Source organism: Paraburkholderia sp. RHO2 (assembly GCF_050955445.1).
GTDB classification, from domain to species: Bacteria; Actinomycetota; Actinomycetes; order Mycobacteriales; family Mycobacteriaceae; genus Prescottella; species Prescottella agglutinans_A.
On record NZ_CP162617.1, the window covers coordinates 120,564 to 134,820 of the forward strand.

The following is a 14,257-nucleotide window of genomic DNA, read 5'->3' on the forward strand; positions in this document are numbered from 1 at the left end:
CATGCGTGGTGGGCGCGGCCGTGGTCGTGGCCACGGGGGACCTCGAGGTCGTGGTGGTTCGCGCCGGGCGGGCCGCGGCGACGTGCGCGCAGCCGTCCTGCTTCTGCTGCAGGAGGACTCGATGTACGGGTACCAGTTGATGCAGACCATCACCGACCGCACCAACGGTGCCTGGCGTCCCAGTGCCGGCGCGATCTACCCGACGCTCCAGCAGTTGGAGGACGAAGGACTGGTCCGCACGACCGCCGAGGGCGGCCGCAAGCTCGTCACGCTCACCGACGAGGGACGTCAGTTCGTCGAGCAGAACGCCGAATCCTGGGGTGACCCATTCGCATTCGCCGGATCGGGGTCGGACCTGCGAGGACCGCTGCACGATCTGCATGGCGCCGCCCGACAGGTCCAGGCGTCCGGCACCGCAGCCCAACTCGCCGCCGCCGAGAAAGTGCTCACCGACGCCCGACGCGCGCTGTACCTGATCCTGGCGGGTGACGCCGACGGCTCGAGTGACACCACGGAGCCTGAGACGGAGAACTGAGCGATCCCCCGATAGGTTCTGTCCATGACCCCGTACTCCGGCCGGCCGATGCGCCTGCCCGCTCCACCGACCGTCGAGAACATGCCCGCACTCGCGCAGGCATGTTCGGTCTCGGTGCGCGCCAACACCGGGCACGATCTGCCGTTCACGATCGCCTCGGCGGGGGAGGTCGACGGCTACCTCGGCGAGATCCGCGAACAGGAGGGCGGCAGCGACTACCTCGCCGAACTCGTCGTCAAGTTCGGCGCCTACCTCGGGGAACTGCTGGTCCGCCACGCCGGCGGCCGATGGGTCGATCCGCCCGCCGAACTCGGTGGATGGCCCGGCATCGAACTGCCGAACGGGACGTTCGCCGACCCGATCGGCAAGGCGTTCAAGCGCGTCGACAATGGACCCGAGGACAACGTGCAGTCGTTCGTCGACGTGGCGATCGACCTGTCTCGCCCCGCGCCGAAGCGGCGCTGGTTCGGGCGGTCACGATAGTCGTTGCGCCGCGAGGGGTTCGAAGTCGAACTCGGATTCACCGGACAGCACCTCGGCCCTCAACACCGGCGCTGCCGCGTCCAGCGACGGCCCGAGCAGCCGCAGCGAATTCATCCCCTGCGAGCAGTACACCGGGAACTCGCCGCGACCATCGCGAACGGCGGTGTCCCACAGCAGCACGTCCCCGTTCTCGCTGATCGCGAAGACCCGCAGCGAGTCGACCAGCGACCAGTCGCCGTCCGGCTCGACCATCCAGTCGTACCCCTCGTCCTGCCCGTCGCGGTAGGCCTCGCCGAGCCGCTCGGTGAGGATCCGGCTCCGGGCCTGCCAGCCGTCCGCGTAACCCTCGAGAACGGGCGGGTACACGAGCCACAGCCCGAACAGCCGGCCCCAGCCGAGACTGCGAACGAACCCGCGATAGGACTCCGGGAACCCGCCGCCGTCGGCGAATCGATACGTATCGAGCACGCCGAGATCGAGGTGCTCGAGCGTGGGAACACCCTGACATCGGATCGAGGAGAAGTCGGACATCGTTCAGCGAATCCCCTCCCGCCGCAAGGCGATCGCGACCGCGGCGGCCCGCGAGTCGACGCCGAGCTTAGCGTAGATGTGCGCGAGGTGCGTCTTCACCGTGGCCTCGCTGATGAACAGTCGCTTGCCGAGTTCCTTGTTCGTCAGGCCCTCGGCGAGCAGGCTCAACAACTCGGCCTCCCGGGCCGTCAGCGCCTGGTCGGGGCGTCGCATCCGGTCCAGCACCCGCGACGCCACCGGCGGCGACAGTACGCTGCGGCCCGCGACAGCGCCGCTGATCGCGCCGAAGATGTCCTGCGGTGCGGAGTCCTTCAGCAGGTAGCCGATCGCTCCGGCGTCGAGCGCGCGCACCACGTCGGCGTCGGTGTCGTACGTGGTGAACACCAGCACCGGCTGGTCGGGTCGAGCCGCGCGGATCCGCCGGATCGCTTCCACCCCATCGATTCCCGCGCCGAGCGCCAGATCCATCATCACCACGTCGGGGGTGCGGTCCGCGGCCATCGCGACGGCGTCCTCACCGGTGTCGGCCTCGCCGATCACCTCGATGTCGGGCTGTGAATCGAGCAGCGCCCGCAGCCCGGCCCGGACCACGAGGTGGTCGTCGACCAGCAGCACCGAGATCACGACGCGCCCCCGACCGGGATCTGCGCCGCGACGACGGTGCCCTCGCCGGGCGCGCTTTCCACCGTGAAGGTGCCGCCGAGGGCCTCGACGCGCTGCCGCATCGCGGGCAGGCCGAACCCGGCCGACTCGGCCACCGCGAAGCCGACGCCGTCGTCGAACACGTCGAGGGCGACGGCGTCGGGCAGGTACGTCAGGGTCACCCCCACAGTGTGCGCGTCGGCGTGCCGTCGGATGTTCGACGCTGCGCTCTGCACGATCCGCAGCAAAGCGTGCTCGACGTCCGGCGGCAGGCCGACCGGCTCACCGATCACCCGCAACTGCGCCGACGGCACGTATCCGCGGACCGCGGCGAGCAGCGCGGCGTCGAGTGTCTGCGTCGTGAGGTCGGGGGAGCTGAGGTAGTGGACGAGGTTGCGGGTCTCGGCGAGATTCTCGCGCAGCGAGCGGGTGGCCACCCGCACCTCGTCGCGGGCCCGTGGCCCGGACCGCTCCCACACCTCGTCGGCCGCCTCGAGGTGCAGCAGCGCGCTGGTGAGCCCCTGCGTGATGGTGTCGTGGATCTCGCGGGACAGGCGCTCGCGCTCGGACAGCACCCCGGCCTCCCGCTCGGTCTCGGCGAGCCGCGACTTGGCCTCGACCAGTTCGCCGAGCAGGCGTTCGCGCTCGGCGCTGTCGCGCTCCACCTGCCCGTACGCGAGGACGATCAGTGCGCCGGTGCACAGCGGCGCCAGCAGCACCGCCCACTCGGTGCGGCCGCTGAACGACGCGAACTCGATGCCCGCGAACACCGCCAGCGCGGCGACGATCAGGTACGCCGCCCACCGCGGGAACGCCCGCGTGCACAGGAAGAAGATCGGGAACGCCGTCCACGCGAAGCTCGGCGCCAGCCACACCAGCGCCACCCACGACGTCAGCACCGGCCACACCCACGGCTGCCACGCGCCGCCGCGGCGGGAGAGCACCACGACCACCGCGTACAGCGCGGCCAGCACAACGATCAGGCCGGCGACCACCAGCCACCGGCCGCTCACCCCGTGATAGGTGAGGTAGCGGGCCGTCGACGCCGCGAGCAGCACGTAGAACGAGAGGTGGATCGCGAGCCCGAGCGGCCCGCGAAAGTCGGTGTTGCCCTCGTCAGCCTGCATCGGGCTGATCCTACGGACGGCTGCGCGGCCCGGTATCGGCCATTCGGATGATCTGGCGGTGGCCGCGCGGCCGATGCCGTCGACCCCGCGTCCGGGCGAGGCTCGACTCGTTCGATTCCCCCGTCCGAAAGGCCCCCGATGAACACCTCCCGCCGCCTGCCCCGCGCCCTCGCCATCACCATCCCCGCCGTGGCCCTCCTGGCCGCGACGGCGTGCGGATCCACCGAGGACGCCGCGGCCTCCGCGACGACCACCGAGGTGGCGCCCGCCGCGGTGTCGACGCAGAAGCCTGGTGACGCCGAGAAGGGCACCGTCACGGCCAACCGCCTGGCGGTGTCCACCGCCGGACGCGCCGCGCAGGCCGCGCTCGCCAAGTGCCAGGCCGACGGCCTCGGCTTCGTCACCGTGTCCGTCGTCGACCGGTTCGGCAATGTGCAGGCGATGCTCCGCGGCGACAACGCGGCCGAGCACACCGTCGAGGCGTCGCGCGCCAAGGGCTACACCGCCGCCGCGTTCGGCGCGAACACCTCCGACCTCGCCGGTCGCGTGAAGGGCGACGGCCCGACGATCGCCGACCTGCCCGGCACCCTGTTCCTGGCCGGCGGCGTGAGCGTCAAGGCGGGCAACGCGTCCATCGCCGGCATCGGCGTCGGCGGCGCCCCCGACGGCAACGCCGACCAGGCCTGCGCCGCGGCGGGTCTCGCCGAGATCGCCGGGAGCCTCCAGTGAGGATGGCCGTCCTGCTGGCCGCCGTCGCGCTGACGGCGGCGGCCTGCGGAACCGGTGGTGTCGGCGAGACACAGCCCACCACAACGTCTTCCGCGACCGCATCCGATTCGGTGCCCACACCAGTGTCGACCCCGGAACTCGAGCGGCAGCTCTTCGTCGCGGCACGAGGCAACGACGCGGCCGGGGTGCGGGACGCGCTGCAGCGCGGCGCCGACCTCGAGGCCCGCGCCGACGCCGGCCGGACGCCGCTCGTGGAGGCGACCAAGGCGAACGCGGTCGCCGCGGCCACGGCGCTGATCGACGCCGGTGCGGACGTGAATGCGAAGGACGGCATCCAGGATTCGGCGTTCCTGTACGCCGGCGCGGAGGGCCTCGACGAGATCCTGCTCGCCACGCTGTCGCACGGCGCGGAGGTGCGCAGCACCAACAGGTTCGGTGGCACCGCACTGATCCCGGCGTCCGAGCACGGGCACGTCGAGACGGTCCGCATCCTGCTCCGCGCCGGGGTGCCGGTGAACCACATCAACGACCCCGGCTGGACGGCGCTGCTCGAGGCGATCGTCTACGGCGACGGCTCGGCCCGCTACGTCGACGTCGTCACGCAGTTGCTCGACGCCGGTGCCGACCCGGCGATCCGCGACGCGCGGGGGCTCACCGCACTGCAGAACGCGCAGAACCGCGGACAGCGCGACATCGTCACGCTGCTGACGGCGCCCGACGGGAACTGACGGCGCCCCGCGGGCCCGGACGCGTGCCGTGGATCCCGGTCAGGCGGGATCCTGGATCCGCGCCCAGGGCTTCGCCGCCTCGAGTTCGAAGGCCAACTCGAGGAGGGTGCGTTCGTCGCCGTGAGCGGCGGAGAAGTGCGACGCCAGGGGCAGGCCCGTCGAGGTCTGGTGCAGGGGCAGCGAGATCGCCGGCCCGCCGGAGGCGTTGTTGAGCGGGGTGAAGGCCGCGTAAGTCACCAGGCGGTCGAACAGCGTGTCGAAATCCTGTGCGGGGGAAAGATACCCGAGCTTCGGTGTGGTGTGGCTGAGGACCGGGGAGAGGACGACGTCGTACGTCTGGAACATCCGCGCGTAGGCGCGGGCGGTCCGCTGCATCCGGTACAGCATGCGCGGGGTCTCGATCATCTGCTTGCGGTACATCGCGTCCAGCCCGCGGCTGAGGTTGTCGGTCCTCGCCGGGTCGAAGGTGGGCCCGAACATCCGTTTGCCACCGGTGAGGATGGCGAACGACAGAAAGCCCCAGTACAGCTTGAAGTCGCGCATGAACTCCTCGCCGACCGGCAGGGTCGCCTCCTCGACGTGGTGGCCGAGCTTGTCGAGCAGGTCGGCGGTGGACCGCACCGCGTCGCGGGTCTCGCCGTCGGTGGGCACCCCGGTCACCGAGTCGACGATGACGCCGATCCGCAGGCGCGTCGAGCCCGGCCCCTCGACCAGCCGGATCGGGGGGAACTTCGGGTTGCGGTAGTAGCGTTCGGCGGCCGCGTAGAACCGGGCGCTGTCGCGCACCGACCGGGTGACCGCACCCTGGGTGATGATCCGGATCGGCATGGTCTTGTCCATCGCGTCCGGGACCGTGCGCCCGCGGGTGGGCTTGAGGCCGACGAGACCGCACGCGGCAGCGGGGATACGGATGGATCCGCCGCCGTCATTGGCGTGCGCGAACGGCAGCACCCCCGCGGCGACCAGCGCGGCCGAGCCACCCGACGACGCCCCCGACGAGTGCTCCGTGTTCCACGGGTTCCAGACGGGATCGGCGTCGGCGTACTCGGTGGTGGCGCTGAACCCGAACTCGGGCAGCCGACTCTTGCCGATCGACACGGCACCCGTGGACAGGAACTGCTCGACGACGGCGCTGTGCCGGCGGGCCGGGACAGGGGCGAACGCCGCGCTGCCCTGCCCGGTGGGCAGGCCGGCGACGTCGACGTTGTCCTTGACGATCGTCGGCACCCCGGAGAAGACGCCGCCGCGCGGGGTGTCGGCCTGCCGCAGCGCCCGCTCGAAGTCGCGCGTCTGGATGCCGTTCAGGGCGCCCTGCACGGACTCGGCGCGCTCGATGGCGGCCTCGACCGCTTCCCGCGCCGACACCTCGCGGGCGGCGATGCGCGCAGCCACGCCGGTGGCATCGAGGTCACCGAGGGCGTCGTCACGGAAAGCGTGGATGCGGGTGTTGTCGGCCATGTCCGGAGTGTAGGAGCCGCGACCGCGGTTGGGGAGGGGTTCGGCCCTCGCGGATCGCCCGCACTTCGGTGCGCAGCAAATCGAGTTCCGCGCGGATGTCGTCCGACGGCGCCGGGGCGGTGGTGGAGCCCGTGGACCCCGTCGCGCCCGCGACCCCCCGCGGGGCCGGCCCGAATCCGTCCATGAACATGGTCGTGAGGGTCTCGGTGCGAGAGTCGATGTCCTGGGCGAGCGTCCGGCGATGCCAGCGCACCGACATGAACACGCACTCGTGCATCATGCGTTGGAACTCGAAAATATCGACACCAGAATTGAATTCACCCTCGCCGACGCCGTCCTCCGCCACGCCGTACCAGGCGTCGTGGGCGGATTCGACCGCCGCGGCGATCTCGGTGTGGCGGGGAGCACGCTCAGATTCGCGAACTCGTTCCGAGCACGGATAATGGAGTTGCACACGCCACGCACGTGACGGGAGCGAGCGTGATTAGGCGAGCACACGCGATCAACTGGAACCGGGTGCCCGATCCTGTGGACGTCCGGGTGTGGGACCGGCTCACCGGCAACTTCTGGCTGCCCGAGCGGATCGCGCTGTCGAACGACCTGGCGTCGTGGGAGACGCTCACCGACACCGAACGGCAGTCGACCATCCGGGTGTTCGCCGGGCTGACCCTGCTGGACACCGCCCAGGCGACGGTGGGTGCCGTCGCGATGATCGCCGACGCCGTCACCCCGCACGAGGAGGCAGTGCTGACGAACATGGCGTTCATGGAGTCGGTGCACGCCCGCAGCTACAGCTCGATCTTCTCGACACTGTGCTCGACGCGGGAGATCGACGCCGCGTTCGACTGGTCGGAACACAACCCGCACCTGCAGCGGAAGGCGCAGATCGTCGTCGACTACTACCGCGGCGACGACGCGCTGAAACGCAAGGCCGCGTCGGTGATGCTCGAGTCGTTCCTGTTCTACAGCGGCTTCTTCCTGCCGATGCGCTGGGCGAGCCGCGGCAAGCTCACCAACACGGCGGACCTCATACGGCTGATCATCCGCGACGAGGCGGTCCACGGGTACTACATCGGCTACAAGTGTCGTCAGGCACTGGGTCACCTCGAGGTCGGGGCGCGGGCCGGGCACCGCGACTACACCTACGAGCTGCTGCAGACGTTGTACGACAACGAGGTTCGGTACGCCGCCGACCTGTACGACGGTGTCGGGTGGACCCCGGAGGTGCTGTCCTACATGCGGTTCAACGCCAACCGGGCCCTGGCCAACCTCGGCTACCAGCCGCTGTTCCCGGCCGCCGACTGCGAGGTGGACCCCGCGATCCTGGCGTCGCTGGACCCCGGGTCGGGGGAGAGCCACGACTTCTTCTCCGGGGCCGGCAGCGCCTACGTCGTCGGCAAGCAGAAGCCGACCGAGGACGAAGACTGGGACTTCTGAGGCGCGATCAGTTCGCGCGCCGCAGGTCGGCGCGCAGGTGATGCGTCATCGGGACGCCGTCGAACGACATCCACATGTCGTAGCCGAGCGCGCTGCCCCCGTCGGACAGTTCGAAGCGACGGCGGATCGCGTGGACGGGCTTGGCCGCGGGCGACGACTCGAGCGTGTGCTGCGCGAAGTCGAGGACACCGTCCGCCAGCTCGGCGCGGTGGATCTCGACGAACCCGGTCGGCTGCGTCACCAGCAGTTCGACGACGCCGTCGGCCAGCCGCAGGTAACCGGTTTCGGTGTGCATCGGCTGCCCGCCGCCGGGCTTGCGGGTCCGGGACCGGTAGAACAGGAACGGCTTTCCGCTCGGCGCGAGTTCGATCTCCTCGTCGTACGTGAAGTCGTCGATGGTGGGGTAGTGGCCGGCGCCGCTGCCGACCCACCGTCCCGCGAAGACCGCGAGATCACCGAGGGGTGCCAGCAGTTCGGTCTGCGTCTGATCCATACGACCAGTCTAGGAAGCGGGGGGCGCGTCGAGCGGTTCCGGTGCCGCGGGGGTGCGGCGCGCACCCCTCGTCAGCCGGCGGACACCTGCGCCGGCCGCGGAGAACGCGACGATGGCACCGGCAGTGATCGGGCCGGCCGGGCTGCCCGGAAACACGCCCTCGAGCACGAGCCACGCACCGAACGCGAAGAACAGCACCGCGGCCCCGATCCGGACGAAGGCCTCGGGCAGGTGCTTGCCGAGCAGCGCGCCGACGACGATCGCGAGCGCGTCGGCGGCCACCATGCCGATCGTCGAACCGATCCACACGCCCACCCAGTCGTTGTCGGCGGCGAGCGTGACGGTGGCGAGCATCGTCTTGTCGCCGAGTTCGGCGAGGAAGAACGCCGACGCGACCGCGAGGAAGGCCGACCCGGTGACCTTGCGGGCCTTCTGTTCCTCCTCGTCGGAGAGGCTGTCGCCGCGCAGGGTCCACAGGCCGAAGATCACGAACGCGATGCCGCCGACGATCGAGATCGCAGTGGTCGGCAGCGCCGCCCCCAGGAAGTGGCCGACGCCGACCGACACGAGATGGACGAGCGTCGTGGCGGCGGTGATGCCGCCGATGACGACCCACCAGCGGTAGCGCAGCGCGAATGTCATCGCCATGAGCTGGGACTTGTCGCCCAACTCGGCGACGAAGATGACGCCGAAACTCAGCAGGATCGCGGCCAGCACGTTCTTCGGACCTCCTCCGGACTTCTCGTTCTCGGAGGATGTCGGGAAACCTTCCTCCGGCCCCGAACACGACGGATGCGTTCGCGGCCGAAGGTCTCGCCCACCGGTGAAGATCCGGTTCGCTGAGCCGGGCGGACACTGCGAGGTGCCGGCCAGTATGTCGACCCAGCGATTGGGGGCTACTCCCCTTCGCTGAGGCAACCATAACCCCGGATCAGCGAAAGTACAAAGGCCGCAATAAGTTTGGAATCCCGAACTTTCGTCTTCCGCTTCCTGTCACGCGGCCAGCAGCATGGCCAGAACTGCGGTGTCGGGATCGCTGATCGGATCGATTCCCACACGCGAAATCATCGATGTCACAGTGCCGTCCGCTTCCGCCTCGACCCAGGCCGCCCGGTGCTCGAGCCCGAGGTGCGGAAGGCCGGGCAGCAGCACACAGCCCGACGCGGCACCGATGCACTCGGGTAGCGACGGGACGGTCTCGGTGGGCGGGTGCAACATCAGCAGTGCGGGTGGCTGGTGCGCCGCGAACCGGCCCGGGGTGATCGCCCGGTCGCCGAGCACCGGGCCCTCCGCGACGATCAGGCCGACGGTGCCGGGTTCGGGATCGTCGGGCAGCTCCTCCCGCGCGCCGAACACCGTCGACGTGGCCAGCAGACCCGGTAGGGACGCGACGCGGACCGCGAGCGCGAGCAGCTGCGCCCACTCCCGTGTGGTCTCGGGCCAGCGTCCCGAGATCACGAAGCCGCGCAGGTCGCCCTCTGCGTGGAAGGGCGCGACGCCGACGTATTCGTGCTCGTTCATCTCGGCCTCGATTCTCCGGTCTCCCGGACCCCCGCGGGGCGGGAGCAACCGGGCGGGCTCCGATGGTCGGAGCCCGCCCGGCTGACACGTCGTCCACACCTCGTTGGGTACCTCGAGCATGCGCCTCGGCGGTGCTGGCACACAAGGGGTCCCGAGTGCCAGCGGGGCGATCGGTCGGGTCAGAAGCCAGGGCCGGGAACCGGGACTCGCAGGCGTCGGATAGCGCCGCCGCCGATGCGGAGCGCCTCCTCCGGCACCCACGTGTCGGCGGTGCACACGAACAGGTCCCGGCCGTCCGCGCCGCCGAGCGCGACCGCGTACGGATGCGGCACCGCGATCCGCGCGGTGATCTCGCCGCCCGCGCTCACCCGGATCACCTCCTGGCTGAACGGGGAGGCCACCCACACCCCGCCCTCGGCGTCGAGCGCGATGCCGTCCGGCATCACGCGCGGGTCGTCGAACTCGACGAGCACCCGACGGTTCACCAGGCTGCCGTCGGCCTCGATCGCGAAGGTGGACAGTCGCCCCGGCGTCGCCCGCGTCTCGGCGACGATCAGCGTCGACCCGTCCGGTGTGATCGCCATCCCGTTGGCGAACAGCATCTGCTCCGCCACGACGTGGGCGGTGCCGTCGGGTTCGACCATCGCCAGATCGGCCGGGAACGGCGGTGCCGGCGGCGCGCTGTCGTCGCCGTAGTTGCCGACGTACGCGCGTCCGGTCCGGGCGTCGACCGCCATGTCGTTGAGGTGCCACGACGCGATGGCATGGAGGTCGGCGTGCTGTTGCAGCCTGCCCGTCTCGTCGAGCACATAGATCTTGCGGTCCTGCACGGACGCGACCAACAGGCGGCCGTCGGGCAGGAAGCCCAGGCCGGCGGGCTCTCCGGGCACCTCGGTGACCTGCTCGAGGTCACCGGTCGCCGGATCGAGGCGCACGACCACGCCGCGGTAGATGTCGGAGAACCACAGGCGGCCCTCCCGCCAGCGCGGGCACTCCGGAAACGCCAGGCCCGACGCGATGGTCTCGGTTGTGATGTCCGTCATAGCTCAACCATACCTAGCGAGCGCTTGGTCGATGGGGGTTGTGGGACGGGTCGGAATGCAGCGACGCCGCGCTCGGCGGACCGGGCGCGGCGTCGAAGAGATGCTCCGGGGAGCGATCTCGGATCAGGCGGGGACGATGAGTCCGGCCGTCTGGGTGCGTGCCTTGGCGAAGCGGTCGGCGACGTCGGCCCAGTTGACGATGTTCCAGAAGGCGTTGACGTAGTCGCCCTTGACGTTCTGGTAGTCGAGGTAGAAGGCGTGCTCCCACATGTCGAGCATGAGCAGCGGGGTCAGGCCGATGCTGATGTTGCCCTGCTGGTCGTAGAGCTGGACGATGATCAGGCGCTGGCCGATGGAGTCCCAGGCGAGGATGGACCAGCCGGAGCCCTGGATGGCGTTGGCGTTGGCGGAGAAGTGGGCGCGGAAGGCGTCGAAGCTGCCGAAGAAGTCGTCGATCGCGGCGGCGAGTTCGCCGTCGGGCTTGTCGCCGCCCTCGGGGGAGAGGTTGTTCCAGAACACCGAGTGGTTGGTGTGGCCGCCGAGGTGGAAGGCGAGGTTCTTCTCGTGGAGGTTGACCACGGGGGCGACGGCGTCGGCCTCGCGCAGCTCGGCGAGCTTGTCGAGGGCGGCGTTGGCGCCGGCGACGTACGCCGCGTGGTGCTTGTCGTGGTGGAGCTCCATGATCTTGCCGGAGATGTGGGGCTCGAGGGCGGCGTAGTCGTACGGGAGATCGGGCAGCGTGTAAACAGACACGAGATTCCCTTCCTCAGGGGCGTGGCGCCCTGTGACGTGTGCGTTTGATGAGTCGTACTGGGGACAACCCAATCTCATTGGTACACCCTGCGCAACAGTCTCGCTGAGGGTGGTCCTAACCACACAAATAATTTCGGGTGACCGTAATCGGGTGCGGCAACGCGTCTCCCGGGCATTGCGGACAGCCCTCGCAATTGGTCCCCGAGGTGAACGGAACATTAATATCGCGTGGTGCCTTCCGAGACGCGTGCTGCACATCCGCGGGCAGAGGTGGCACCTCGAGTAGAACTGTCCGGCGCCGACCTGCTCCGCACCATCGCTGTTCTCGCCGTCATCTACTCGCACATCTCGTTCTATCTGATCGACGACCTCGGCTCCGGATGGTGGCTGATCGACGGCGTCTACGCGGTGTTCGTCGACGGTCTCAACCTCAACCAGCACCTGTCGTTCGTCGGCGTCGCGATCTTCATGACGCTCACCGGTGCGGTGATCACCCGGTCGGCGATGCGGCACCACCCCGGACGCTTCCTCCTCGACCGGGTCGGGCGCCTGCTGCCGGCGTTCTGGGTCGCGATCGCGGCCGCCATCCTGTTGGTGCGGCTGGGCATCAACGGCATGTTCAGCGGCCAGCCGGGCATCTCCAACACGGAGGCCGCGCTCAGCTTCGTGCTGGGCGGCTTCTTCCTCCGGCCCGAGGTCGCGGTCCTCGGCGTCACGTGGACCCTCGTCGTCCAGGTGTTCTTCTACGTGTACTGCGTCGCCCTGCGGCCGGTGCTGCGGGCGCGCCCCGTCGTCGTCCCGCTCATCGGCGCGGCCGTGTGTGCGCTGATGCTCATCTACAACCTCTTCATCCCGCAGCCCTACACCGTGCCGATGCTCTCCAAGGTCGCGGCGACGCTGCCGACGGTGTTCCTCGGCCAGCTCATGTACCTCGGGTGGGCGCGCCTGGTGGACTGGCGCTGGCTGCTCGTCGGGGTGCTCGCCCAGATCGAGGTGGTGCGCCTGGCCTCCGAGAATCGCGTCTACTGGGCCGGGGACCGCTACCTGTGGACCATCGCGGTCGTCACGGCACTGGTGTTCGTCCTCGGCCGCTACCGTGGCCGGCCCACCCGGTGGTCGGTGATCCGGTGGACCGCCACCCGCAGCTACGCCATCTACCTGGTCCACACGCTGATCCTGTACCGCGTCTACGAGAACACGGTGGGCCCGCTGGGCCGTACCGGCGCGGTCATCGTCTTTCTCCTCGTCACCGCGGCCGTGTCGGAGGTGCTCTACCGGTGGGTGGAGGTGCCGGCTGCCCGGTGGCTGTCGCCGCGCACCCGGCGAATCGGCCGGGAACCGCGCGAACCGGCGCCGGAAGAGGGCTCCGAGCAGGCCAGTCCGGCGGCCGACCTGCGCCAGGTGTAATACCCCCGACCGCGCGTAGCATCGAGCCATGTCTTGGTTCGATGAGATTTTCGACGGCGGCACCGCCCGCGCGAAATCGGTGATGGTCACGTCGGATCAGGCCCTCCCGGGCCGCGAGACGCCCATGGCGGTGCCCGACGCCCACTACGTCAACGGCCACCCGCTGACGCCGCCGTTCCCGGAGGGCATGCAGACGGCCGTGGTCGGCATGGGCTGCTTCTGGGGCGCGGAGAAGGAATTCTGGCAGCTGAACGGCGTGTACTCGACGGCAGTCGGATACGCGGGCGGCTACACCCCCAACCCGACCTACGAGGAGGTGTGTTCGGGGCGCACCGGGCACTCCGAGGTGGTGCTGGTGGTGTTCGACCCGAAGGTGATCTCGTACGAGGGCATCCTCAAGCAGTTCTGGGAGAACCACGACCCCACGCAGGGGATGCGCCAGGGCAACGACCGCGGCACCCAGTACCGGTCGGTGATCTACACCGAATCCGACGAGCAGAACGCGGTCGCGCACTCGACCGCCGAGATGTTCGGCAAGCGCCTCGCCGACGCCGGCTACGGGGTGATCACCACCGAGATCGCGCCGCTCACCACGTTCTACTACGCCGAGGGCTACCACCAGCAGTACCTCGCGAAGAACCCCGGCGGCTACTGTCCCGTCCACGCGACGGGCGTCAGTTGCCCTGTGGGACTGGGCGCCTGACCGGACGGGTCAGCGCGGGATCTCCAGCGGCCCGACGGGAACGTCGGGTCCCCACCGCACCGCGCAGGCGCGGCGGTACGGGCCTGCGAACGCGTGCAGGAGGACGAACCGAGTGACCGGACCGACCGTGTGAGTGAGTTTCTCGAAGCGTTCCGGGTCGAGGCCGTCGCCCATCCACTGGCCGATGATCCCCAGCTCCCACTTGGACTTGGGATCGATGTTCTCGGCGCGGTCCCAGTCGTCCCACTGCGCGGCAGTGAGGGCTCGGGACACGACCGGCATCGCCTCGTCCTCCTCCCGCCGCAGGTGTGGCAGCAACACCTCCTCGAGGGCGGCGAGTGATCTCGTGAATTCGGTTCTCGCGCTGGGTGCGCCCTCGTCGTGGAACATCGCGGCGGCGGCGAGTCGATCGATCTCGGGCGCGATCCGGACATGGTCCGCATCCATCCGGTCGAGCACCGCCGCGGCCGCGGGGTCGGTGCGACGCACCAGCGGCCACAGGCTGCGGTCCTCGGCCCGGTGATGCGCGTGCAGGAACGCCATCATCCACTGCATGTGGTCGGCGACGGCACCGCGCTGCCGGTCGTCGATCCGGGCATCCTGCAGGACGTCGTCGGTGCGTCCGAGATCCCGGCGTAGGGCGTCGTGGGTGACCCCCATCAGCGTG

General features: G+C 69.9%; 18 protein-coding genes. 7 read left to right on the plus strand and 11 right to left on the minus strand.

Features of this window, described 5'->3' with window-relative positions; translation table 11 throughout:
* The first annotated feature begins 82 nt into the window (after positions 1-82).
* On the plus strand, positions 83-535 hold the full coding sequence (locus tag ABTV10_RS00545; protein WP_499031838.1) for a PadR family transcriptional regulator: 453 nt from the start codon (positions 83-85) through the stop codon (positions 533-535).
* A gap of 24 nt (positions 536-559) precedes the next feature.
* Positions 560-1,018, plus strand: coding sequence for a hypothetical protein (locus tag ABTV10_RS00550; RefSeq protein WP_499031840.1), 459 nt, complete (start codon positions 560-562; stop codon positions 1,016-1,018).
* Here ABTV10_RS00550 and ABTV10_RS00555 read toward each other — a convergent pair.
* The 3 genes from ABTV10_RS00555 to ABTV10_RS00565 are packed head-to-tail and all read right to left on the minus strand — an operon-like array spanning position 1,010 to position 3,318.
* Positions 1,010-1,549, minus strand: a complete 540-nt coding sequence (locus ABTV10_RS00555) for a hypothetical protein (RefSeq protein WP_499031843.1) — start codon at positions 1,547-1,549, stop codon at positions 1,010-1,012. The two genes, ABTV10_RS00550 and ABTV10_RS00555, sit on opposite strands and share 9 nt — an antisense overlap.
* A 3-nt stretch (positions 1,550-1,552) precedes the next feature.
* Positions 1,553-2,173 carry a response regulator gene (locus ABTV10_RS00560; protein WP_499031845.1) on the minus strand — a complete coding sequence of 207 codons (621 nt, stop codon included), beginning with the start codon at positions 2,171-2,173 and terminating at the stop codon, positions 1,553-1,555.
* On the minus strand, positions 2,170-3,318 hold the full coding sequence (locus ABTV10_RS00565) for a sensor histidine kinase (protein ID WP_499031847.1): 1,149 nt from the start codon (positions 3,316-3,318) through the stop codon (positions 2,170-2,172). Before ABTV10_RS00565 ends, ABTV10_RS00560 begins: the two co-directional genes overlap by 4 nt.
* Before the next feature lie 138 nt (positions 3,319-3,456).
* Here ABTV10_RS00565 and ABTV10_RS00570 point away from each other — a divergent pair, with 138 nt between their 5' ends.
* Positions 3,457-4,047, plus strand: coding sequence for a GlcG/HbpS family heme-binding protein (locus ABTV10_RS00570; RefSeq protein ID WP_499031849.1), 591 nt, complete (start codon positions 3,457-3,459; stop codon positions 4,045-4,047).
* Positions 4,048-4,049: 2 nt separating this feature from the next.
* A complete protein-coding gene (locus ABTV10_RS00575) occupies positions 4,050-4,775 on the plus strand; it encodes an ankyrin repeat domain-containing protein (protein ID WP_499035246.1) in 726 nt (241 codons plus the stop codon).
* 39 nt (positions 4,776-4,814) lie between these two features.
* Here ABTV10_RS00575 and ABTV10_RS00580 read toward each other — a convergent pair whose 3' ends face one another.
* The gene (locus ABTV10_RS00580; RefSeq protein ID WP_499031852.1) at positions 4,815-6,233 is read right to left on the minus strand and encodes an amidase; all 1,419 of its coding nucleotides are present in this window, start codon (positions 6,231-6,233) and stop codon (positions 4,815-4,817) included.
* The gene (locus ABTV10_RS00585; RefSeq protein WP_499031854.1) at positions 6,199-6,687 is read right to left on the minus strand and encodes a hypothetical protein; all 489 of its coding nucleotides are present in this window, start codon (positions 6,685-6,687) and stop codon (positions 6,199-6,201) included. The genes ABTV10_RS00580 and ABTV10_RS00585 overlap by 35 nt, the downstream gene beginning before the upstream one ends.
* Before the next feature lie 26 nt (positions 6,688-6,713).
* Between ABTV10_RS00585 and nrdF the strand changes: the two genes are divergently transcribed.
* Positions 6,714-7,670, plus strand: coding sequence for a class 1b ribonucleoside-diphosphate reductase subunit beta (gene nrdF, locus ABTV10_RS00590; protein WP_499031857.1), 957 nt, complete (start codon positions 6,714-6,716; stop codon positions 7,668-7,670).
* A 7-nt stretch (positions 7,671-7,677) separates the two neighbouring features.
* Here the strand turns inward: nrdF and ABTV10_RS00595 are convergent, their stop codons facing one another.
* The 5 genes from ABTV10_RS00595 to ABTV10_RS00615 all read right to left on the minus strand — a co-directional run bounded on the left by ABTV10_RS00595 (position 7,678) and on the right by ABTV10_RS00615 (position 11,480).
* Complete coding sequence (locus ABTV10_RS00595) at positions 7,678-8,163, minus strand: heme-binding beta-barrel domain-containing protein (protein WP_499031859.1); 486 nt, start codon at positions 8,161-8,163, stop codon at positions 7,678-7,680.
* Positions 8,164-8,172: 9 nt separating this feature from the next.
* The gene (locus tag ABTV10_RS00600) at positions 8,173-8,880 is read right to left on the minus strand and encodes a TMEM165/GDT1 family protein (RefSeq protein WP_499031861.1); all 708 of its coding nucleotides are present in this window, start codon (positions 8,878-8,880) and stop codon (positions 8,173-8,175) included.
* 276 nt (positions 8,881-9,156) lie between these two features.
* Entirely contained in the window at positions 9,157-9,684 is a 528-nt protein-coding gene (locus ABTV10_RS00605; protein ID WP_499031863.1) for a hypothetical protein, read from the minus strand.
* A 179-nt stretch (positions 9,685-9,863) separates the two neighbouring features.
* The gene (locus tag ABTV10_RS00610; RefSeq protein ID WP_499031865.1) at positions 9,864-10,727 is read right to left on the minus strand and encodes an SMP-30/gluconolactonase/LRE family protein; all 864 of its coding nucleotides are present in this window, start codon (positions 10,725-10,727) and stop codon (positions 9,864-9,866) included.
* 123 nt (positions 10,728-10,850) lie between these two features.
* Complete coding sequence (locus tag ABTV10_RS00615) at positions 10,851-11,480, minus strand: superoxide dismutase (RefSeq protein ID WP_433608952.1); 630 nt, start codon at positions 11,478-11,480, stop codon at positions 10,851-10,853.
* Positions 11,481-11,711: 231 nt separating this feature from the next.
* Between ABTV10_RS00615 and ABTV10_RS00620 the strand changes: the two genes are divergently transcribed.
* Positions 11,712-12,887 carry an acyltransferase family protein gene (locus tag ABTV10_RS00620; RefSeq protein WP_499031867.1) on the plus strand — a complete coding sequence of 392 codons (1,176 nt, stop codon included), beginning with the start codon at positions 11,712-11,714 and terminating at the stop codon, positions 12,885-12,887.
* 28 nt (positions 12,888-12,915) lie between these two features.
* The gene (gene msrA / locus ABTV10_RS00625) at positions 12,916-13,590 is read left to right on the plus strand and encodes a peptide-methionine (S)-S-oxide reductase MsrA (protein WP_499031869.1); all 675 of its coding nucleotides are present in this window, start codon (positions 12,916-12,918) and stop codon (positions 13,588-13,590) included.
* Between the two features lie 9 nt (positions 13,591-13,599).
* On the opposite strand, the gene ABTV10_RS00630 is transcribed toward msrA, so the two are convergent.
* Positions 13,600-14,250, minus strand: a complete 651-nt coding sequence (locus tag ABTV10_RS00630; RefSeq protein WP_499031872.1) for a hemerythrin domain-containing protein — start codon at positions 14,248-14,250, stop codon at positions 13,600-13,602.
* Between the last annotated feature and the right edge of the window lie 7 nt (positions 14,251-14,257).

Excerpts from the sequence above, each read along its gene's own strand:
- ABTV10_RS00550 (WP_499031840.1), top strand. The coding sequence starts at position 560 with ATGACCCCGTACTCCGGCCGGCCGATGCGCCTGCCCGCTCCACCGACC.
- ABTV10_RS00555 (WP_499031843.1), bottom strand. The coding sequence starts at position 1,549 with ATGTCCGACTTCTCCTCGATCCGATGTCAGGGTGTTCCCACGCTCGAG.
- ABTV10_RS00565 (WP_499031847.1), bottom strand. The coding sequence starts at position 3,318 with ATGCAGGCTGACGAGGGCAACACCGACTTTCGCGGGCCGCTCGGGCTC.
- ABTV10_RS00570 (WP_499031849.1), top strand. The coding sequence starts at position 3,457 with ATGAACACCTCCCGCCGCCTGCCCCGCGCCCTCGCCATCACCATCCCC.
- ABTV10_RS00575 (WP_499035246.1), top strand. The coding sequence starts at position 4,050 with ATGGCCGTCCTGCTGGCCGCCGTCGCGCTGACGGCGGCGGCCTGCGGA.
- ABTV10_RS00580 (WP_499031852.1), bottom strand. The coding sequence starts at position 6,233 with ATGGCCGACAACACCCGCATCCACGCTTTCCGTGACGACGCCCTCGGT.
- ABTV10_RS00595 (WP_499031859.1), bottom strand. The coding sequence starts at position 8,163 with ATGGATCAGACGCAGACCGAACTGCTGGCACCCCTCGGTGATCTCGCG.
- ABTV10_RS00605 (WP_499031863.1), bottom strand. The coding sequence starts at position 9,684 with ATGAACGAGCACGAATACGTCGGCGTCGCGCCCTTCCACGCAGAGGGC.
- ABTV10_RS00610 (WP_499031865.1), bottom strand. The coding sequence starts at position 10,727 with ATGACGGACATCACAACCGAGACCATCGCGTCGGGCCTGGCGTTTCCG.
- msrA (WP_499031869.1), top strand. The coding sequence starts at position 12,916 with ATGTCTTGGTTCGATGAGATTTTCGACGGCGGCACCGCCCGCGCGAAA.
- ABTV10_RS00630 (WP_499031872.1), bottom strand. The coding sequence starts at position 14,250 with ATGGGGGTCACCCACGACGCCCTACGCCGGGATCTCGGACGCACCGAC.